The following is a 20,929-nucleotide window of genomic DNA, read 5'->3' on the forward strand; positions in this document are numbered from 1 at the left end:
CAGATGAGTGACTCAGTGTATGCGCCGGTCGCTAATTAACGGGCTTAAAACCCTAGGAGGAATCGGGCTGCATGCACCTTGCCAAATCTAATCGTAACTATTTTAAACCGTTTTCAAGATACAAGGAGGAATCGGGCTGCATGCACCTTGCCAAATCTAATCGTAACTATTTTAAACCGTTTTCAAGATACAAGGAGGAATCGGGCTGCATGCACCTTGCCAAATCTAATCGTAACTATTTTAAACCGTTTTCAAGATACAAGGAGGAATCGGGCTGCATGCACCTTGCCAAATCTAATCGTAACTATTTTAAACCGTTTTCAAGATACAAGGAGGAATCGGGCTGCATGCACCTTGCCAAATCTAATCGTAACTATTTTAAACCGTTTTCAAGATACAAGGAGGAATCGGGCTGCATGCACCTTACCAAATCTAATCGTAACTATTTTAAACCGTTTTCAAGATACAAGGAGGATATTCACAGTCTACTCGCCAAGGGCAACTGGGCAATTACTCCGTCATATATGATTTCAGCTCAATTACGCTATTATCAAAATGATGGAATACAACTTAGAAACCCAGAAGTTGTCAAACCTAACTATTACACAAATAGCCACTATGATCGGAATACCAAACAATATGATATTCAATTGACACAAAAAATTTATCCTCTTCATACGAAAAATTGGCTTATAGATTGGGATCTTTACTACAGTAAACTCATGATCAAACAAAAACCTATTAATAAAAACAATGATGAAAACCGTTCACTTAATATCCAAGGAAGCAGGATAACTAACTATTTTACCTGGGATCATAATCAGTTTGCTGCTCACCAATTCAACATTGGTAGCGAATTTTATCAACAACAGCAACAGTCTAATAAACAAGCTAATCACTTTCCAGTAGCGACATTACGTAATATTGCTGTTTGGTTAGAGGATGAAATAACATTAAATAAACTTCCTATTACATTTTCTGCCGGTACCCGCTATACGAACTATAAAAATGATAGTAATAAACACGGCAACAACCAGGATTCTCAATGGACATCTCGTGCTGCTATCAGTATTAACCCAACAAATTGGTTGGAACTCTTTACCTCTTATGCCGAAGGTTACCGAGCCCCAAGATTAAGTGAAATTTATAACGATTCAAGACACTTCCCCGGTAGTTATTTCAAACCCAACCCTAATTTACGACCTGAACGCAACCACACTATTGAATATGGATTAAGGTTACATCTTGATAATAAATTGCTGGCTAATGATAGTTTGCAATGGCGCACAACTGTTTTTGATACTAAAGCAACTGATTATATAACAACCATCATTGATGGCCAGAGGCTAGACACATTAAGTATCAATACACCATCTGTGGTTATCCATGGTATAGATAGTAGAATTATTATACCACTCCTTGGTTCAATGCTGTTCTCGCTTACAATCGAACTCATGCGAAAGACACCACATCTGGTATGAGCATTTCATCGATTCGACCAGAAAGTTTGACGGCTTCACTTGATGTACCACTGGCTAATAGCGGTTTTTCATTGGGCTGGGTTGGACAGTTTGCCGCCAGAACTAATCGCTCTGGCGACCATAGAGGTAAAGATAAATATTGGAATCCTATCACTCAACAAACGGGTTATGGTACCAATGACTTCTATCTATATTATCAAGGAAATGGGCGGTTATCAGGCATAAATTCCACCCTATCATTAACCAATGCATTTAATAAGTCCTACACCTCATCATTAGGTATTCCACAGGAAGGTAGGAATATACATTTTAAAATTAATTATCGCTGGTAATTATTTTTATTAACGTAATAGCAAGTCATAAGTAATTACTTATTTATTTTACTCATGACAATTAATTTTATTGCGAAATCTCTCTCTATCAGAGCAAAATTTTGTCATAAATACGTTTTTTAGCTCAAAAAACAAACAAAATAATAAAAATCAGACAATCTACAGCAACAAGTGGTTTATAGAGCTAAAGATTTCTATTTAAGCTATTAGTAATGACAAACAGGATTTTAAATTTAATAAATCAGAGAGACCCTACAATTTACACCTATGTCCAACATTAGGCATAGCAGGTTAGTGATAGTAATAAATAAATTATGGATCAACACAATATACCTAATAAGGAAATGAAAGTATGAACGATTCACTTTATAACCGCTACCAGCAGGCAAAACAGCAGAATAATCTGCAATCAATGGCAGAATCGGTAAACTATTTAAATGTCACAGAAGCAGAATTGATTTATGCATGTGCAAATGCTGATGATGCTAAACGGTTAAATATAAACCCAACACTATTATTACCTGAATTAGCAAATCTAGGTGAAATAAAAGCAATTACCAATAATAAATATGCCACTCATATCCATATCGGTGAATTCAAAAATATTCGTTTAAACAACCTGACTGGTATTGTTCTTAATCCCAGAGAACTGGATTTGCGTATTTTTCTTGATCACTGGGCAATCAGCTTTGCCTTAACTGAGACATTTTCAGATAATATACAGCACAGTATTCAGGTTTTTGATCATTATGGTAATACCGTACATAAGATCTATGCCACTGAAAAAACCAATATGGCTGTTTGGTATAAGTTAATCAATCAATATCAAATGACCGCCAATCCGCCATTAAATTTGCGTCCTATTACTGCCTATCAACAACCACCACATATTAACGAAGCGGTAAAAAAACAACTAGAAACAGATTGGAGCAATATGACAAATATTCATCAATTTTTTCAATTATTGCAAAAACATAATGTCAAACGGCAACAAATCTTCGCCGCAGTTAGCGACGAACTTGCTTATCAGGTTAATAATCATTCTCTCTATCACATCCTGCACTCCGCCTTTAATCAACAAAATGAAATTATGATCTTCGTTGGTAACCTTGGATGCATGCAAATATTTACCGGATGCATTCAAAAACTGGCGGCTTATCATGACAAACAAAGCTCGCTACAAAAAATTAATGTTTTAAATACAAAATTCTCCCTCAATGTGATTGAAACTGGCATCGCTAACAGTTGGGTAACACGTAAACCAACCAAGGATGGTATAGTCACCAGCCTGGAAATTTTTGATCACTATGGCAATCAAGTCATTCAACTATTTGGTCAACGTACCGAAGGAGAACCTGAACAATTAGATTGGCAAAAGCAAATTTCAACCTTAACTAAAATATAATGACAGGAGTTAAACTTAATATGAAATTAGGGCTTCTCTCCATCATCATATTTTTACTCATTCCTTATTCTCAGGCAAATGAACGCATTATTACCCTTGGAGGGGATATTACTGAAATTATCTATGCCCTTAATGAAGGAAACAGGTTATTGCTCGAGATAGTACCAGTCGTCAACCAGAATCGGTATTAAAGCTTCCTGACGTAAGCTATATGCGTATGTTAAATGCTGAAGGCATTTTTCGCTATACCCGACACTAATCTTAGCAAGTGAACAAGCTAAACCCGATTTAGTCCTAAAACAAATTCAACAAACAGGAGTGAAAATAATAAAAGTAACAGAAACACCTTCTCTGGCAGCCATACCAGAAAAAATTCGCACCATTGCTAACGCTATCCAGCAGCCACAAAAAGGTGAACAACTCATCGATAAATTTAATGAGCAATTGTCATTAATTAATACTGCTCCTTTGCAACAAAAAATCATTTTCATATTTAGCCATAATGGAACTGTACCGCTAGTCGCCGGTCAACGCACCGCGGCAGATAGTATTATTTCAACGGTCGGGGCCAAAAATGCATTGCAAGGTTTTAATGGTTATCTGCCACTTTCTCAAGAGGCCATCATTGCCAGCCAACCTAATTGGATTTTAATTACTCTTGAAGGGCTCCGCTCTTTAGGTGGAATAGAAAAAGTCTGGCGATTGCCGGGTATTAATATGACACCTGCCGGAAAAAACAAAGCATTACTCGTCGTTAATGATTTAGGGCTGCTCGGATTTGGCTTGTCGACGCCTAGCGTTATGAAACAAATACTTGATACTTTGGAAAAAACCAATAAATGATGAAACAATTCGCTTATCCAAAATTGGGCTTATTCATTTTATTTTGTATTGTTATTTTAATTACCTTACTGGCGGCAAATGTGGGTGCAATGGCTTTGTCGTTTAACACACTTTGGCAACAACCATTAACCGATAATCATTGGCAAATTTGGTTAACTATTCGCTTACCCCGTATTTTGCTGGCATTATTAGTCGGCTGTGCATTAGCCGTTGTGGGTGCTATTATGCAAGGGCTATTTCGTAACCCATTAGCCGATCCCGGCTTACTTGGCATTAGTAGCGGAGCAGCCCTTGGTGTTGCGCTTTTTATTGTTCTTCCCTTCCCCAGTTCTTCACTGTTAAGTGACTATGGTTATCTGATAGCCGCGTTTGCTGGTGGCTTTATTATTGCAATAGTTATTTTTTCATTAACCCATTATTCAAATGGTCATTTAACAAAATTACTTTTGTCAGGCATAGCGATTAATACATTATGCGTATCTTTCATTGGTGTACTTAGCTATATTAGCGATGACCAACAGTTACGCAACTTTACATTATGGATGATGGGCTCTTTAAGTCAAAATAATGGTGCCATATTAGCCATTGCCGCCACCATCATCTCACTGACCATACTTATTACCTTACAACAAAGTAAGAAACTTAATTTATTACAATTAGGTGATGAAGAGGCCCATTATCTCGGTTTAAAAGTAAAAAAAACAAAATTTATCCTGTTACTACTTAGCTCACTTTTAATTGGTTGTGCTGTTGCGCTAAGTGGAATAATTGGTTTTATTGGTTTAGTTGTCCCACATCTTATTAGAATAAGCTTTGGCGCCAACCATAAATGGTTATTACCCGCTTGTGCTTTAGCCGGGGCCGCTTTACTACTTACTGCTGATACCATCGCTCGTACCATAGCCACACCGGCAGAAATTCCAGTAGGCTTAATTACCGGGTTAATTGGTGCCCCTTATTTTCTCTATCTTATTTTAAAACAGTCACAAGGTTAGTAATAAAATTATGTGCCGCTCTTCCCCACCTTTTATTGCAGCAAAACGACTCTGTTATAGCGTAAACAGTCAAAATATTATTGATGATTTATCACTGTCACTCTATCACAACCAAATAAGTATTATTATCGGGCCTAACGGTGCCGGAAAATCGACCTTACTACGTTTATTGACCGGCTTTCTTAAACCACATACTGGAGACTGTTTATTAGAAGGGAAATCGCTGGCAACCTGGGATATTAATAAATTATCGCGTAAACGTGCGGTAATGCGTCAACATCACCAACTCAACTTTCCGTTTACCGTTGAAGAAATTGTGGCAATGGGACGAACTCCCTATGGTAGTTATTATTTCAATCAAGCTATCGAAAGTGCATTAATACAAACAGACTGCCTGGCATTGCGTTATCGAAATTACCAACAACTTTCTGACGGAGAACAACAACGTGTTCAGCGAGCACGAGTTATCGCCCAACTTTGGCAGCCAGAGCCCAATAATAGCTACTTATTTTTGGATGAACCAACCTCGGCACTTGATCTCTATCATCAGCAGCAAAGTTTACGTTTATTACATCGATTAAATCGAGAACAATCTATTGGCATCTGTTGTGTATTACATGATTTAAACCTAGCAGCATTATATGCAGATCGCATTTATTTACTTTATCGGGGGCGACTGGTTAGTGTCGGCACGCCGCAACAAGTCATGACAGAAGACAATTTACGCCGCTGGTACAGAGCCAATCTTTATGTGAAAACTCATCCAGACAAAAATGTTCCGCAAATATTTTTACATCATTAACTAATTGATTTTGATTGATAATCGCCAGTTAAAAGCATAAATATTAAATATTGATCGCCACTAACTGAGTCTGTTTTTTTATGTTCAGCCTCAGTTTGCAAAATAAATTTAATTAATAAAATTAACCAGTACTAATCATTTTCGGCCAGTGACAACCATGTTTTCATCACCGTATCGGGATTAAGCGAAAGACTATCGATCCCTTCTTTCATTAACCATTGGGCAAAATCCTGATGATCAGAAGGACCTTGACCACAAATACCTACATACTTGCCTTGCTGTTTCGCGGCTGTGATCGCCATTGAAATTAATGCTTTTACCGCTTCATTACGTTCATCAAATAATGAAGAAATAATACCCGAATCACGATCAAGCCCGAGGGTTAATTGTGTCATATCATTCGAACCAATAGAAAATCCATCAAAATAGGCAAGAAATTGTTCTGCTAATAGGGCATTTGATGGAATTTCACACATCATTATAATTTTCAAACCATTTTCACCGCGTTTTAAACCATGATGTGCTAACTCCTCAATAACAGCTTCTGCTTGAGCTACGGTTCTGACAAATGGGATCATAATCTCAACATTGGTTAACCCCATGATATTTCGCACCCACTTGACCGATTCACACTCCAGGGCAAAACATTGGCGAAAACTATCGGACACATAGCGTCCGGCACCACGAAAACCTAACATAGGGTTTTCTTCATGAGGTTCATAAAGCTCACCGCCAATTAAGTTAGCATATTCATTTGATTTAAAATCAGATAAACGGACAATCACCCGTTTCGGCCAAAATGCTGCCGCTAGTGTTGCAATTCCTTCTGTTAAGCGACAAATGTAAAACTCAACCGGATCCTGATAACCTAACATTAGCGCTCGAATTTCAGCCTGTAACTCAGCTGTTTGTTGCTCAAACTCTAATAAAGCGCGTGGATGGACCCCAATCATGCGATTAATGATAAATTCCAAACGTGCCAAACCAACGCCATCATTAGGTAAACAAGCAAAATCAAATGCTCGATCAGGATTACCGACATTCATCATGATTTTCACCTTTAATGGTGGCATTTTATCAACCTGACAACTTTTGATTTCAAATGGCAATTTATCAGCATAAACAAAACCGGTATCACCTTCAGCGCAAGAGGCTGTCACTAATTGGCACTCTTGTAGCCGCTCAGTCGCGTCACCGCAACCAACCACAGCCGGAATACCCAATTCACGAGCAATAATCGCCGCGTGGCAAGTACGTCCACCACGATTAGTGACAATAGCAGCGGCTCGTTTCATGACAGGCTCCCAATCAGGATCGGTCATATCGGTAACCAAAACATCACCAGCCTGCACACGACTCATTTCACTAATATCGTGGATAATTTTAACTGTTCCTGCACCAATACGTTGGCCAATAGCACGCCCTTCTACTAATACCTTACCGGTTTTTTTTATTTGATAGCGTTCCATTACCTGCTGATTAGAACGGACAGTTTCAGGACGCGCCTGGACAATATATAATTTACCATTATGGCCATCTTTAGCCCATTCAATGTCCATTGGCCGGCCATAATGCTGCTCAATTAATAATGCCTGATGAGCAAGGGTTTCAACTTCATGATCCGCTAACAAAAAACTATTACGCTGTTTTTCGGCTACCTCTTCAATTCTCACCTGCTTACCATGTTGATGATTATCAGCATAGACCATACGCATTTTTTTCGAGCCTAATGTTCTGCGCACAATAGCTGGACGGCCCGCTTTTAATGTCGGTTTATGCACATAAAATTCATCAGGATTAACTGCTCCTTGAACAACCATCTCGCCAAGCCCACACGCTAAGGTAATAAAAACTACCTGATCAAAACCTGATTCGGTATCTAAAGTAAACATTACGCCCGAAGAAACTAAATCAGAACGTACCATGCGTTGAATACCAGCAGAAAGCGCGATACCACGATGATCATAACCTTGATGAACTCGATATGAGATAGCCCGGTCGTTAAATAGTGAAGCAAAAACATGTTTAATAGCAACCATTACCGCGTCAATACCTTGTACATTCAAAAAAGTTTCTTGCTGACCTGCAAAAGAAGCATCTGGCATATCTTCGGCAGTAGCAGAAGAACGTACGGCAAACGAAATATCAGACTCATCGGCGGATAATTGCAAAAAAGCCTGCCGAATATCTTGTTCTAATTTATCGCCAAAAGGGGTATCGATGATCCATTGCCGGATTTGGCTACCTGCTTTGGCTAATTGAGTTACATCGTCAATATCAATTTCATCCAATAATTGGTATATACGCTGATTAACCCCACCTTGTTCTAAAAAATCATTGAAAGCTCGGGCGGTAGTGGCAAAACCATTCGGCACCATAACATTCAGATCAGCTAAATGTGTGATCATTTCACCTAAAGAAGCGTTCTTTCCACCAACTAAATCAACATCATTCATAGTAAGCTGGTTATACCAAAGTATATTGCATGAAGTACGGCCATTATCGGACATTGAAAAAGATCCCTTATTAAAATTCATAGGAAGTGTAAATATTTTAGTTAGTTGGCAAAAATTATCTCATCATTAAGACTAACATAGTGTTGAACCAAAAATGGAATGGTGAATCGATCAAGCTCATAATAATATTTTTTAACACCAGATAATCTATCATTCGGCTAACAAATTTTTACATTTGATCTTTATTATTTTACTTTCTAAAAATAGAATTAAAGAAAAGGAAAATTAACCAATGGACAATCATCACGCCAAAAATTTAGAACGCTGTGTATTTTTTATCTCTGACGGAACCGCTATTACTGCAGAGACACTCGGGCATGCAGTTTTATCACAATTTCCGCTAAATTTTTCTTCTTACACACTACCGTTTGTCACCAGCGAAAAACGCGCCGAAGAAATAAAACAAAAAATTGAACAAATCTATTTAAAAACCCATCTCCGGCCGTTGGTTTTCTACTCGATTATCTCTCCAACAGTAAAAAAAATTATTACCAATAGTGCTGGCTGTTGTCATGATATTGTCCAATCTTTAATTGATCCGATCCAGCAAGAGATCGGCTTAAAACCCGAACCAAAGCTCAACCGTACGCATGGACTATCTAATCTAAATCAATATGATGCTAGAATTGCAGCGATTGAATATACATTAGCGCACGATGATGGTATATCACTAAAAAATCTCGATCAGGCTCAGGTTATTTTACTTGGGGTTTCGCGCTGTGGTAAAACACCCACCAGCCTCTATTTAGCGATGCAATTTGCCATCCAGGCTGCCAATTATCCTTTCACCGCAGATGATATGGATAATTTACAATTACCACTTGCATTAAAACCTTATATAAATAAACTTTTTGGTCTAACAATTAGTCCTGAGCGTCTAGCCGCTATTCGTGAAGAGCGCTATGAAAAAAGTCGTTATGCTTCTTTACATCAATGTCGGATAGAATTAACAGAGGCTGAGGCTTTATTTAGAAGACATAATATTAACTATTTAAATACAACTAATTACTCTGTCGAAGAGATTTCAGCCAAAATTATTGAAATATTTGGGCTAAGTCGTCGTATATTTTAACAATTTAAAATTAGCTGAGAAACGCTCATTACTTTAACGATATCTTAAACAACCATTAGATCCAGTTTATTTTCGGTTATGGTAATGCTAGTTTATTTGCCAGAAAATCGACTATATTGAATTATATATGAGATAAATATGTATAAAACCGATGAGTTAAGAACTCAACCTATTGATAGACTTATTACGCCTCAAGCGCTGGTGGATGAATTTCCGCTATCCAAAGAAATTATCAAAAATGTTACAACGTCACGGAAATCGATTGAGTCAATTTTAATTGGCCAAGATCAACGCCTATTGGTGGTCATTGGCCCCTGCTCTGTACATGATACCCAAGCGGCACTTGAATATGCCAAAATGTTGGCTAAATTGCGCGGCGAATATAAAGATTATCTTGAAATCGTGATGCGTACCTATTTTGAAAAACCACGTACGGTGATTGGCTGGAAAGGTTTAATTTCCGATCCTGACCTAAACAATTCGTGCCAAGTTAATAAAGGCTTGCGTTTAGCCCGTGAGCTACTAACTAATATTAATCAACTTGGACTACCAACAGCAACTGAATTTTTAGATATGATAACCGGTCAGTATGTAGCCGATCTTATTAGCTGGGGAGCTGTCGGCGCCAGAACAACAGAAAGCCAAATCCATCGACAAATGGCATCAGCGCTGTCATGTCCAGTTGGTTTCAAAAACGGTACCGACGGCAATATCAATATTGCTATCGATGCTATTCGTGCCACACGTGCCAGCCATGTATTTTTATCACCTGATAAGAATGGCCAAATGACTATTTATCAAACAAAAGGTAACCCTTATGGCCATATTATTATGCGGGGAGGAAAACGGCCTAATTATAGCGCTGAAGATATTGCCATAGCCTGTAGTCAGTTACGCAAATTGGGATTACCGGAACGATTGGTTATCGACTTTAGCCATGGTAATTGCCAAAAAATTCATCAACGCCAAATCGATGTCGCTAAAAACATTGCTCAACAATTGCAAAAAGGCTCGAGGGCTATCGCCGGCATTATGGCAGAAAGATTTCTAATAGAAGGTACCCAGCAAGTCACTACCGGCAAGCCACTTACCTATGGTCAGTCTATTACCGACCCTTGCCTAGGCTGGCAGGACACTGAACAATTACTAACTATACTTGCTGAAGCGGTAAAACATCGATTTTAGTCATCATAAAGGAGAATTTTTAAGTCACAATTAAATTAATTGTCAAACAAAATTCTTCCTTACCAATAAGTTATTTTATCTGGCCGGATTTACTGAATTTTTTATTATTAAAATACCAAATGCCCCACCATCAGCTATCTTTACCCTATACACTTGTATAATTTTTTATTGAGCCTATTTTAACAATCGCATTTACTATTTTGTCTGGTAATTAAAAATTTAACTAAAATTTACTATCAAGCCTGGCAACAAAATTATACCCATTATGCCGACTACAGAGGATATTTTTAGATGCAAAAATCTCTCGTCATCGCTAAAAATAGTGAAACTGAATTAGCCATATTGCCTGCACTGGCAAATCGACATGGGTTAATTACTGGTGCAACAGGAACAGGTAAAACTGTAACGCTACAAAAAATGGCGGAAAGTTTTTCTCAAATTGGGGTACCGGTTTTTATGGCAGATGTAAAAGGTGATCTTTCGGGTATTGGTGCAAAAGGTGTATTAACACCTAAATTGCAATCACGCCTCGAAGCGCTTGGCGTAACAGACTGGCACCCAGCTGCTTGCCCTGTCACTTTCTGGGATGTTTTTGCAGAACTTGGACACCCGGTGCGGGCAACCATCTCAGATATGGGACCATTGCTATTATCACGGTTGATGAATTTAAATGATGTGCAAAGTGGTGTATTACAACTTATTTTTAAAATTGCCGATGACAACGGTTTACTATTGCTGGACATGAAAGATCTGCGCTCTACCGTTCAATATGTTGGTGAAAATGCGAAACAATTTCAAACTGAATACGGTAACATTGCCAGCACCTCAATCGGCGCCATACAACGTGGATTATTAACCCTTGAACAACAAGGCGCTGATTACTTTTTCGGCGAACCTATGCTTGATATCGTTGATCTGATCAAAACTGATCCTAATGGCCAAGGGATGGTCAATATTCTTGCCGCAGAAAAGCTCTATAATCAGCCTAAGCTCTACGCGGTGTTTCTATTATGGTTATTATCGGAACTTTTTGAACGTTTGCCTGAAATGGGTGATGTTGAAAAACCAAAACTGGTGTTTTTCTTTGATGAAGCCCATCTACTTTTTACTAATGCACCAACAGCATTACTGGAAAAAATCGAACAAGTTGTTCGACTGATCCGTTCAAAAGGGATTGGCGTTTATTTTGTTACCCAAAATCCACTTGATATTCCCGATAATATTCTAGGACAGTTAGGCAATCGGGTTCAGCATGCATTACGAGCATTTACGCCACGTGATCAAAAAGCAGTTAAAGCAGCAGCTGAAACTATGCGAGCAAATCCAGATTTTAAAGCTGAACAGGCAATAACTGAACTTGGGGTTGGTGAAGCATTAATCTCGTTCTTAGACGAAAAAGGACGTCCTAATATAGTTCAAAGAGCTTTTGTTATTGAGCCAGACTCACGCATGGGAGTATTAACTGCCGAAGAGCGCAATCAGCTACTTAATCATTCAGATATTTATGGCAAGTATGAGAAGATGCTGGATCGCGAGTCAGCCTATGAAAAACTGACAAATCAAACAACAAAAAATACCGAAGATAATGGATTTGTCGGCGGCTTAAAAGATTTTCTTTTTGGTTCAACCGGCCCTAGAGGGGGTAAAAAAGAGGGTTTAGTGCAAACGGCAACGAAATCTGCAGTACGTCAAATCAGTAATCAAATTATTCGTGGCATTTTAGGCGGTAGAAAACGTTAAAAATAACCAATAACAAACCTGGCTGTAGCTTAAACCAGGTTTGTTAATCAAATATCCTAATGTAATAAGTAACAAGTAGTTTTATTTACATCATAAAATAGAAAAAATTACTTGTTAATACTATTTAGCAGCCAATCGCAGTCACTGTAGTACTTTCAGCTAAATAAAGATTTTTTTAATACCATTAGTTACTTAAGAAAAATCGTTGTAAGATGATTAAAACTAGCGAGTTTTCATATTGGCATCAATAACTTGATAAAATGCATTAGATGTATCATCTATGGTCCATACACCTAAAATGACCTGATAACCGGTACGTTTAGGTACTTGGCATTTCATGGTAACTTCTCGAGCAGGTACCGATCCACCATCAAATCGTGAACAAAAGGGTTTTAATTCAAATGCAGCACGACTTAATGGAGCATTAGGATCCCAATCTTGTTTGGTAATAAAATATTCCCAGCCGGTGGTTCTATGTGGGGCCGTTAATGTCCAATGGAAGATATTTTCACCTGATACCACATTAACCTTAGTCCAACGAGTTGCCGTTTGCTCATCCAATTGCTTAAACGCCCCCACACCAGCACTGGCTATTTTGCCATCAGCAGGCCTTCTTTGTGGGAAACCTTTTCGACCTTCAACTGATTGCGGTTCATACTGAATTGGGCCACAACTCTTGTTTTGCAGTGTTGAACATAAATAAGCCCGACTAGCCGGCGAATCAATATATCCATGCATAGGTTTGATTTCAGTGCCGGTACTAGCAAAACTCGAAGCACTGATTAACGTTAACGTTGCCAACAATAATTTGGTTTTCATTTTTCTTACTCCTTAAGCAATAAATTTGATTTCTGCAAAGAAATAATTAGTAATAAACACAATAACAGAGCAAAAAATTATCATCCCAGAACAAGCTCGATATCAATTTAAATTAATTATTTAACGCTTAAAAAAACACTTACAATATTTTTGACAAATAACTAATAAATATAAATAAATAAATAAATAATAATTATTTTTAACCATTTTTAATAAAAATAAAAACTTAATTAAAGTTTTATAAAACATGATTTTCATATTTAATGTTTAGTTAAAAAATAAAATAAATTTTCAAACAGCCATGTTATATAACATGGAAAAAATATTAATCAAATTAATTAGAATTGGTATTTTGCATTAATTTTTAAATAAAATATTTAATTATATTCTTATTAAAATAACAATATAATTCTCAGTAACAAAAAACCCAGTAAAAATTTTTACTGGGTTATTAATATAAAGTTATTTTGGCGAATACTTTCGATTAATTATGAATTAATAACTAAAATCATTATATATCAACAAATTGAATAATATATAGGTTTACGATAATAATTTTAAAGCCTACATGGACAAAACTAGTGTGCGAATACCCATTATTACAATACATTTTATACCTTTATAATAGCGAATATAATTACAATATAAGTAAGATGACTTAGTTTATCTTTTCTGATGTAGCCTTTTCGGTTTTATCTTCGGTAACGTGTAAAGTCAATTCGAACACTTTTTACCCGGTTCCCTGGATCGTGCATTCTGCCTTGCGTAATGCTGACATGGGCTGATTATGCTGAAACAGCTGAAGAAAATGTTGAGCAATTCCAAAGGCAGACCTAGAAGTCATCTTCGTTCCTGGCATATTAACATTGATTTGATGCTCGCGATCGAACGTTTCACCCATATCTCTAAATGTGAATTTTATCTCAAACACAATTTTAGCTCCTGCGCGCATTGCGTCTTTAAAGTGGCGTTTTTCTAGTTCCTTGGAAAACATCGGCTCAGATGCCTTCATAGAAATGTTCATAGCAATACCTATTGCGAGAAGAGCAAGCGTCTCTGCCTCACTTTGCTTATCAGGCTTCCATGCATCCCTTCGTTTAACATTTCCATGAAAATAGAAACCTCGCTTTTCAACAAGATGATTAATCACATCATCTACCGATGGCTTTGACGCTAGCAACTTAGCAGTTGCTGAGCTGCGATCATTTTTCGCAGGAATCACATCCTTGAGGGTACACTCAAGGATATCTCGAAACTTCTGATTTTTTTTAATACCGCCTGTAAACCCGCTTTTTTAAATTTTCCTTCACCATAAAGAGACTCAATCAGCAGGAACGAGTAGCGGAAAGAATTAATGAACTCCTCTGTTTCAAGTGCCTTCCGAGCACTACTCACAAGAGTAGCTTCAAATCTCGGTCCATCGTGTTTATCGGCGGCCATGATTGCGCGTGAAAGCATATCGAAAGAGAGCGGCAATGCAGGTAGCTTCCGCCCCATAGAGATGCTCTTTATAACTATCCTGGCTTCTTCCTCTGGCGTTTCGCCTTCATAATTGACATCCATTTCATCGGTGATGAGTTCGATGTCATAGAAGCATTCGAGAAACGTGGCAGCGTCTCTGAGTTGGCGTTTCACAAATATTATAAGTTGATCGCATCCGGTGATCTCCGCAACTGCCGCACCTTCACTGAGCTTCTGAAAATGCGGCGCGTATTCTAGGGGCTGTTTCTCGAAAGTGAGTTCGAGAGCTTTGGCGTAACCGTTTTCTTCTATGACTCGGAGTCCCCCACCCTGGATCGGAATTTCCCAATGGTCGTCAATGATGATTTTACGCTTAAACGGAACCATATAGCGAATTCTCATGAATTCTTAACCTTCAAATAGCATTAAACCTATACTACAAAAAATGTCATCAGATTGTCTTCTTAGCCCTCAATAACAAATTAAAGATAAAATATATATTTTCCATAAAAAACATGGTGTTAATTATAATTTGTTACTGATTCATGACAACAATTACTAGGTGTAATCATTCCCACTCAATCGTCGCTGGTGGTTTGCCGCTAATATCGTAAACTACTCGAGAGATGCCGGCCACTTCATTGATAATTCTATTTGACACCCGGCCAAGAAAATCATAGGGCAAATGGGCCCAATGGGCAGTCATGAAATCAATAGTTTCAACCGCGCGCAATGACACAACCCAGTCATATTTTCGGCCATCTCCCATTACGCCAACAGAGCGTACCGGCAGGAAAACAGTGAAAGCTTGGCTGACTTTATGATAAAGATCAGCTTTATGTAATTCTTCAATGAAAATGGCATCTGCCTGACGTAACAGATCACAATAGGCTTTCTTCACCTCACCAAGTACCCGCACACCTAAGCCTGGGCCAGGAAATGGGTGACGGTATAACATGTCATAAGGAAGTCCTAACTCCAGGCCTACTTTACGCACCTCATCTTTAAATAACTCTTTTAATGGCTCAACTAATCCCAGTTTCATTTCTGCTGGTAAGCCACCCACGTTATGGTGAGATTTAATGACATGCGCTTTGCCAGTTGCTGAAGCGGCAGATTCGATTACGTCCGGATAAATAGTACCCTGAGCCAACCATTTTACTTGCGTTTGTTTCGCCGCTTGCTCATCAAATACTTCAATAAAAACGCGGCCGATCGCTTTACGTTTTAATTCTGGCTCATCAATCCCTGCCAATGCGCTAAGAAAGCGCTCTTCTGCGGCCACATGAATAATATTAAGATCAAATTTACCGGCAAACATGGCCATAACTTGCTGCGCTTCATTTAAGCGTAACAAACCATTATCAACAAACACACAAGTGAGCTGCTTACCAATAGCACGATTGAGTAATAACGCAGTAACCGATGAATCAACACCGCCTGATAATGCCAGAATAACCTGATCATCACCAATCTGAGCCTTCAAGCGCTGTACCGTATCTTCAACAATCGCCGCCGCCGTCCAACGAGCTTCACAGCGGCAAATATCTAATACAAAACGCTGTAGAATAGCTGCTCCTTGATGAGTGTGAGTCACTTCAGGATGAAACTGAACACCATAGAAACGTTTTTCTTCATTAGCCATAATGGCAAATGGGCAGCTATCGGTACTGGCGATAACTTTAAAATCAGCTGGAATTGCCGTCACTTTATCGCCATGACTCATCCAGACATCTAGCAGTGGTTTACCATCTGCACCTAAGCTGTCATAAATATCGCGAAATAGTTCACAGGATTGTTGAATGGACACCTGGGCATAACCAAACTCTCGCTCGCCAGACACCTCAACTTGCCCACCTAATTGGATGGACATCGTTTGCATGCTATAACAAATACCTAATACCGGAACGCCAGCCTGAAAAACATATTCCGGTGCACGTGGGCTATTTAGTTCGGTGGTACTCTCCGGCCCGCCAGAAAGAATAATTCCATTAGGATTAAATTCACGGATCTGTGCCTCGGAAACATCCCAAGCCCAAAGTTCGCAATAAACGCCAATTTCACGAATACGACGAGCAATTAATTGCGTGTATTGTGAACCAAAATCGAGGATCAAAATTCGGTATTGATGAATGTCAGTTGTCATCTAAAGATAATTCCAAAACAAATAATAATTTGACGGTTTATAGCAAAAACCGCTAATAAAATAATTAACCTAAACGATAATTAGGTGATTCTTTGGTGATGGTAACATCATGTACATGACTCTCTTGGATACCGGCACCACTAATACGCACAAATTCTGCTTTGCTTCTTAATTCATCAATAGTGACACAACCGGTCAGTCCCATACAAGAACGAAGGCCGCCCATTTGCTGATGAACAATATTCTTCAAAAATCCTTTATAAGCAACCCGTCCTTCGATGCCTTCAGGTACCAATTTATCTGCAGCATTATCGGTTTGGAAGTAACGATCGGAAGAGCCTTTCGACATCGCACCTAATGATCCCATTCCTCGGTAGGCTTTATAAGAGCGTCCTTGAAACAAGATAGTTTCACCTGGTGACTCCTCAGTACCGGCAAGCATTGAGCCAACCATAACGCAAGAGGCGCCGGCAGCCAGTGCTTTAGCAATATCACCCGAGAAGCGAATACCGCCATCGGCAATTATCGGTATATTCATGCCTCTCAGCGCCTCAACGGCATCGGCAATAGCAGTGATCTGAGGTACACCAACACCAGTGACAATTCGCGTTGTACAGATAGAACCCGGGCCAATACCGACTTTCACCGCGCTGGCACCCGCTTCGACCAAAGCTTTAGCCCCTTCGCCGGTGGCAACATTACCACCAATAATCGGCAAATTAGGATATTTTGCTCTCGTTTCACGAATACGTTGTAAAACTCCTTGTGAATGTCCATGGGAAGAGTCAATTAACAACACATCAACACCGGCTGCCACTAATGCCTCAATACGTTGTTCATTATTCGCACCAGCGCCAACCGCTGCGCCCACTCTCAAGCGACCTTGCTCATCTTTACACGCATTGGGCTTGCGTTCAGCTTTCTGAAAATCTTTTACTGTGATCATACCAAATAGGTGAAAGTTATCATCAACCACCAATGCTTTTTCAATACGTCTTTCATGCAATTTCTGCAAAACCACATCACGGGATTCACCCTCTTTGACCGTGACCAAATGGGGTTTAGCTGTCATAACCGCCGTAACCGGTTGATCCAAATCCGTCACAAAACGGATATCACGGCCAGTAATGATACCAACCAATTCTTTATTATTATTAACCACAGGATAACCAGCAAAACCATTACGCTCAGCCATTTCATAAACTTCACGAATTGTGGTTTCGGGTGTGACGGTAACCGGATCGATAACGATGCCACTTTCATACTTTTTAACGCGGCGAACTTCTTCTGCTTGACGCTCAATTGGCATATTTTTATGAATAAAACCAATTCCGCCCTCTTGGGCTAATGCGATAGCTAAATCTGATTCAGTCACAGTATCCATGGCGGCAGAAAGCATAGGAATATTTAAACGGATCGAGGCAGTTAATTGAGTTGATAAATCAGCAGTATTAGGCAATACATCTGAGTGTGCAGGAACTAACAATACATCATCGAATGTTAGTGCTTCTTTCTTAATACGTAGCATAAGCAATATCTCACCAGGCAGGATTTGGAAAAAGATAAAATATTGCGGCGATATTATACATGACGAAATTTATTGACTCCAGTACTTTCTCACTAAAATTCATTTTTAGCTGACAAAAACGCATACTACTATGATCAAATTTAGATTTATGCTTGTAAATAATTTATTTATTAATCGAGTTATTTAATTAATTTTAAAGCAAATAAATATTACATGAATTAGGTACATTGCTTAATTTATTCTGACTAACCCGTCACTTTTTAAAATTGATTACTTCCTTACAATATGGTTAAAGTTAACGGCTTAAACGTAGGAAAGTTATGTTCTCCATCAATAAAATAAACTTTAATCCATTACCTAATTATCAATCCGATACCCAAAGAGCTTCTTCCCCGCTTTCGACTATTGAAAAACAACATATTTATTTTCTGAATTCACTCTATACTAATGAAAATATTAGTCACCCATTACACTCTTATGATGAAGCTTTAGCACTTTTAACACCACTCTACGATAAAGATTATATTGAAAATAAATCTAAAATTAATTTTGTATCAACAATGAATGAATACAATCAATCGGCTGCCTATAAAAAATGTAGCTTTATCGATTGGTATACTATTCGGGATTATCAATATAGCAGCCATGCTTATTAAAATAATATGCTAAAGCTAGGCACTAATTTCAATCATCATCATCCTTTAGTTAAACAACTAACTCAAGCGCTAATGCATTTATCCCTACTTGATAATTACAATAATAAATTTACCTCCACTATGCTTTATCGCGGTGAGGTCAGAAAATTGTCAGATATGATCTACTTAAAAGTAAATGGACCTTATACATCCACTTCGTTTTTCAGCACCACTAAAGAGCCCGATGGTGTAATGCCTTTCCTTAAAGAAATCCAAGCATTAGCCGATGACGAGGTTAACGTATTATATGAAATCCAGCATACCGAACCTCTAGTAGGCGCCAATATTTCCGATTTATTAAAAGATGATAAGCAAGAAGTCTTATTCTGGCCAAAAACAGAATTTATTATCACCTATATTGAATATATTGACCATAATAGAAATTTAACTGTTCGAATGAACACCGCCAATATTGAACAACATGAATGGGATAATCACTTATACGCTCTATTTTGATTCTATGTATAATAGAAATAATCGCTGCTAATATTTAGCCATTAATTTTATTTACAAGGTGTAGCTAACTTAACATGTTAACTTCAGAAAATAGTGGAATTTATTCGGTTAGCCAACTTAATCAATCGGTTCGGCAATTACTTGAACTTCAAATTGGCAGAATTTGGCTTAATGCAGAAATCTCTAATTTTTCTCAGCCAGCTTCCGGCCACTGGTATTTCACCTTAAAAGATGAAAAAGCGCAGCTACGTGCTGCGATGTTTCGCGGCCAAAATATTTGCGTCAATTTTCGACCACAAAATGGTCAACAAGTGTTAGTTCGAGCGACTGTTACCATGTACGAGCCAAGAGGAGAATACCAATTAATTATCGAAAATATGCAACCTGCGGGTGATGGATTATTACAACAACAATTTGAGATATTGAAACAGAAACTTTCAGCTGAAGGACTATTCGCACAACATTACAAACAAGCACTACCAATGCCAGCCAAACGCTTGGGGGTTATTACCTCAGCAACAGGCGCTGCATCACATGATATTTTAAATATCTTAAAACGCCGCGATCCTTCATTACCTGTCATTATTTATCCCACCGCCGTGCAAGGAGAAGATGCACCACGACAAATTATTCGTGCTATTGAGTTGGCCAATCATCGCCGAGAGTGTGATGTCCTAATTGTCGGCCGAGGTGGTGGTTCATTGGAAGATTTATGGGCTTTTAACGATGAAAGGGTCGCCAGAGCAATTTTTGCTAGTCAGTTACCAATTATTGCAGCGGTTGGTCATGAAACCGATGTAACTATTGCTGATTTTGTTGCCGATTTACGAGCCCCAACACCCTCAGCTGCGGCAGAATTAGTGAGTCGCAATCAACAAGAATTACTCCGTCAGTTACTTGAACAAAAACAGCGATTAGAAATGGCGATGGACTATTTCATGGCGCGTAAACTACGTATCTTTGGTCAATTACAACATAAATTACAACAGCAACATCCTGAACTACGGATAACGCGCCAACACAATTATCTGATCCAATTACAACAAAAACTTGTTAACGCCACACAACAATATTTGCAGCAAATAAATCGTCAGCAATATAACCTTGAACAACATTTAATACTATGTGATCCGCGGCCACAACTACAAAATTGTCGCCAACGTTATATTCAGCAGCAATTTCAATTAAAACAATTAATTACTCAAATACTAAGCCAATATCGTGAAAAATTTAGTGTCAGTTGCTCCCGCCTTGAAGCAGTAAGTCCATTAGCAACATTAGCCCGTGGTTATAGTATTAGCGAATCACCTAATGGACAGGTTTTAACCAAAACACAACAAATACATATTGGAGAAACATTAAAAACTCGCTTACAAGATGGTTGGCTTGAAAGTAAAATCTTATCGATCAATAAAATTGCTTAATCCAAACAAATTATCATCTATAAATATGA

The 20,929-nt window shown here is 38.4% G+C and carries 17 protein-coding genes and 1 pseudogene; 12 read left to right on the forward strand and 6 right to left on the reverse strand.

All coding sequences use genetic code 11. The features are described 5' to 3' along the window. Nucleotides 1-71 precede the first annotated feature (71 nt). The 6 genes and pseudogenes from AACL31_RS12570 (at nt 72) to AACL31_RS12595 (ending at nt 5,858) form a co-directional block, all read left to right on the forward strand. Nucleotides 72-1,481, forward strand: a complete 1,410-nt coding sequence (locus AACL31_RS12570) for a TonB-dependent receptor domain-containing protein (RefSeq protein ID WP_339053204.1) — start codon at nt 72-74, stop codon at nt 1,479-1,481. Continuing rightward, nucleotides 1,478-1,813 (forward strand): hypothetical protein, encoded by a 336-nt coding sequence (locus tag AACL31_RS12575; RefSeq protein ID WP_129109305.1) that lies wholly within the window; start codon nt 1,478-1,480, stop codon nt 1,811-1,813. The genes AACL31_RS12570 and AACL31_RS12575 overlap by 4 nt, the downstream gene beginning before the upstream one ends. A 352-nt stretch (nt 1,814-2,165) precedes the next feature. Beyond that, nucleotides 2,166-3,218 carry a hemin-degrading factor gene (locus tag AACL31_RS12580; protein WP_310511973.1) on the forward strand — a complete coding sequence of 351 codons (1,053 nt, stop codon included), beginning with the start codon at nt 2,166-2,168 and terminating at the stop codon, nt 3,216-3,218. Between the two features lie 20 nt (nt 3,219-3,238). Then, nucleotides 3,239-4,061: pseudogene (locus AACL31_RS12585) on the forward strand (heme/hemin ABC transporter substrate-binding protein). Beyond that, entirely contained in the window at nt 4,061-5,056 is a 996-nt protein-coding gene (locus AACL31_RS12590; protein WP_310512011.1) for an iron ABC transporter permease, read from the forward strand. The pseudogene AACL31_RS12585 and the gene AACL31_RS12590 overlap by 1 nt, the downstream one beginning before the upstream one ends. Before the next feature lie 10 nt (nt 5,057-5,066). Continuing rightward, a complete protein-coding gene (locus tag AACL31_RS12595; protein ID WP_310511974.1) occupies nt 5,067-5,858 on the forward strand; it encodes a heme ABC transporter ATP-binding protein in 792 nt (263 codons plus the stop codon). A 131-nt stretch (nt 5,859-5,989) separates the two neighbouring features. Here AACL31_RS12595 and ppsA read toward each other — a convergent pair whose 3' ends face one another. Next, the gene (ppsA, locus tag AACL31_RS12600; protein WP_310511975.1) at nt 5,990-8,368 is read right to left on the reverse strand and encodes a phosphoenolpyruvate synthase; all 2,379 of its coding nucleotides are present in this window, start codon (nt 8,366-8,368) and stop codon (nt 5,990-5,992) included. Between the two features lie 238 nt (nt 8,369-8,606). On the opposite strand from ppsA, the gene ppsR reads away from it, so the two are divergent. The 3 genes from ppsR (at nt 8,607) to AACL31_RS12615 (ending at nt 12,371) form a co-directional block, all read left to right on the forward strand. After that, nucleotides 8,607-9,446 (forward strand): posphoenolpyruvate synthetase regulatory kinase/phosphorylase PpsR, encoded by an 840-nt coding sequence (gene ppsR, locus AACL31_RS12605; RefSeq protein WP_310511976.1) that lies wholly within the window; start codon nt 8,607-8,609, stop codon nt 9,444-9,446. Between the two features lie 138 nt (nt 9,447-9,584). Further along, on the forward strand, nt 9,585-10,631 hold the full coding sequence (locus AACL31_RS12610) for a 3-deoxy-7-phosphoheptulonate synthase (RefSeq protein WP_339053205.1): 1,047 nt from the start codon (nt 9,585-9,587) through the stop codon (nt 10,629-10,631). A 291-nt stretch (nt 10,632-10,922) separates the two neighbouring features. Next, nucleotides 10,923-12,371, forward strand: a complete 1,449-nt coding sequence (locus tag AACL31_RS12615) for a DUF853 domain-containing protein (RefSeq protein ID WP_310511978.1) — start codon at nt 10,923-10,925, stop codon at nt 12,369-12,371. Nucleotides 12,372-12,593: 222 nt separating this feature from the next. On the opposite strand, the gene AACL31_RS12620 is transcribed toward AACL31_RS12615, so the two are convergent. The 5 genes from AACL31_RS12620 to guaB all read right to left on the reverse strand — a co-directional run bounded on the left by AACL31_RS12620 (nt 12,594) and on the right by guaB (nt 18,325). Further along, nucleotides 12,594-13,190 (reverse strand): lytic polysaccharide monooxygenase, encoded by a 597-nt coding sequence (locus tag AACL31_RS12620; protein WP_310511979.1) that lies wholly within the window; start codon nt 13,188-13,190, stop codon nt 12,594-12,596. A gap of 730 nt (nt 13,191-13,920) precedes the next feature. After that, nucleotides 13,921-14,412 carry a hypothetical protein gene (locus tag AACL31_RS12625; protein WP_310511980.1) on the reverse strand — a complete coding sequence of 164 codons (492 nt, stop codon included), beginning with the start codon at nt 14,410-14,412 and terminating at the stop codon, nt 13,921-13,923. Beyond that, entirely contained in the window at nt 14,409-15,053 is a 645-nt protein-coding gene (locus tag AACL31_RS12630; RefSeq protein ID WP_310511981.1) for a hypothetical protein, read from the reverse strand. The genes AACL31_RS12625 and AACL31_RS12630 overlap by 4 nt, the downstream gene beginning before the upstream one ends. Before the next feature lie 166 nt (nt 15,054-15,219). Beyond that, nucleotides 15,220-16,797, reverse strand: coding sequence for a glutamine-hydrolyzing GMP synthase (gene guaA / locus AACL31_RS12635; RefSeq protein WP_310511982.1), 1,578 nt, complete (start codon nt 16,795-16,797; stop codon nt 15,220-15,222). Nucleotides 16,798-16,861: 64 nt separating this feature from the next. Further along, nucleotides 16,862-18,325: an IMP dehydrogenase gene (gene guaB / locus AACL31_RS12640; protein ID WP_310511983.1), complete on the reverse strand. Its 1,464-nt coding sequence runs from the start codon at nt 18,323-18,325 to the stop codon at nt 16,862-16,864. 320 nt (nt 18,326-18,645) lie between these two features. Here guaB and AACL31_RS12645 point away from each other — a divergent pair, with 320 nt between their 5' ends. From AACL31_RS12645 to xseA, 3 genes are all read left to right on the forward strand, one after another. Then, on the forward strand, nt 18,646-18,981 hold the full coding sequence (locus AACL31_RS12645; protein WP_310511984.1) for a hypothetical protein: 336 nt from the start codon (nt 18,646-18,648) through the stop codon (nt 18,979-18,981). Between the two features lie 6 nt (nt 18,982-18,987). Next, complete coding sequence (locus tag AACL31_RS12650; RefSeq protein ID WP_310511985.1) at nt 18,988-19,476, forward strand: hypothetical protein; 489 nt, start codon at nt 18,988-18,990, stop codon at nt 19,474-19,476. Nucleotides 19,477-19,550: 74 nt separating this feature from the next. Then, complete coding sequence (xseA, locus tag AACL31_RS12655; RefSeq protein ID WP_310511986.1) at nt 19,551-20,900, forward strand: exodeoxyribonuclease VII large subunit; 1,350 nt, start codon at nt 19,551-19,553, stop codon at nt 20,898-20,900. The last annotated feature ends 29 nt before the right edge of the window (nt 20,901-20,929 follow it).

The sequence above is a fragment of the Arsenophonus endosymbiont of Crataerina pallida genome, from assembly GCF_964020125.1.
GTDB classification, from domain to species: Bacteria; Pseudomonadota; Gammaproteobacteria; order Enterobacterales; family Enterobacteriaceae; genus Arsenophonus; species Arsenophonus nilaparvatae.

Coding starts and splice junctions, on each gene's coding strand:
- AACL31_RS12570 (WP_339053204.1), top strand. CDS start 72: ATGCACCTTGCCAAATCTAATCGTAACTATTTTAAACCGTTTTCAAGA.
- AACL31_RS12575 (WP_129109305.1), top strand. CDS start 1,478: ATGAGCATTTCATCGATTCGACCAGAAAGTTTGACGGCTTCACTTGAT.
- AACL31_RS12580 (WP_310511973.1), top strand. CDS start 2,166: ATGAACGATTCACTTTATAACCGCTACCAGCAGGCAAAACAGCAGAAT.
- AACL31_RS12590 (WP_310512011.1), top strand. CDS start 4,061: ATGAAACAATTCGCTTATCCAAAATTGGGCTTATTCATTTTATTTTGT.
- AACL31_RS12595 (WP_310511974.1), top strand. CDS start 5,067: ATGTGCCGCTCTTCCCCACCTTTTATTGCAGCAAAACGACTCTGTTAT.
- ppsA (WP_310511975.1), bottom strand. CDS start 8,368: ATGTCCGATAATGGCCGTACTTCATGCAATATACTTTGGTATAACCAG.
- ppsR (WP_310511976.1), top strand. CDS start 8,607: ATGGACAATCATCACGCCAAAAATTTAGAACGCTGTGTATTTTTTATC.
- AACL31_RS12610 (WP_339053205.1), top strand. CDS start 9,585: ATGTATAAAACCGATGAGTTAAGAACTCAACCTATTGATAGACTTATT.
- AACL31_RS12615 (WP_310511978.1), top strand. CDS start 10,923: ATGCAAAAATCTCTCGTCATCGCTAAAAATAGTGAAACTGAATTAGCC.
- AACL31_RS12620 (WP_310511979.1), bottom strand. CDS start 13,190: ATGAAAACCAAATTATTGTTGGCAACGTTAACGTTAATCAGTGCTTCG.
- AACL31_RS12630 (WP_310511981.1), bottom strand. CDS start 15,053: ATGAGAATTCGCTATATGGTTCCGTTTAAGCGTAAAATCATCATTGAC.
- guaA (WP_310511982.1), bottom strand. CDS start 16,797: ATGACAACTGACATTCATCAATACCGAATTTTGATCCTCGATTTTGGT.
- guaB (WP_310511983.1), bottom strand. CDS start 18,325: ATGCTACGTATTAAGAAAGAAGCACTAACATTCGATGATGTATTGTTA.
- AACL31_RS12645 (WP_310511984.1), top strand. CDS start 18,646: ATGTTCTCCATCAATAAAATAAACTTTAATCCATTACCTAATTATCAA.
- AACL31_RS12650 (WP_310511985.1), top strand. CDS start 18,988: ATGCTAAAGCTAGGCACTAATTTCAATCATCATCATCCTTTAGTTAAA.
- xseA (WP_310511986.1), top strand. CDS start 19,551: ATGTTAACTTCAGAAAATAGTGGAATTTATTCGGTTAGCCAACTTAAT.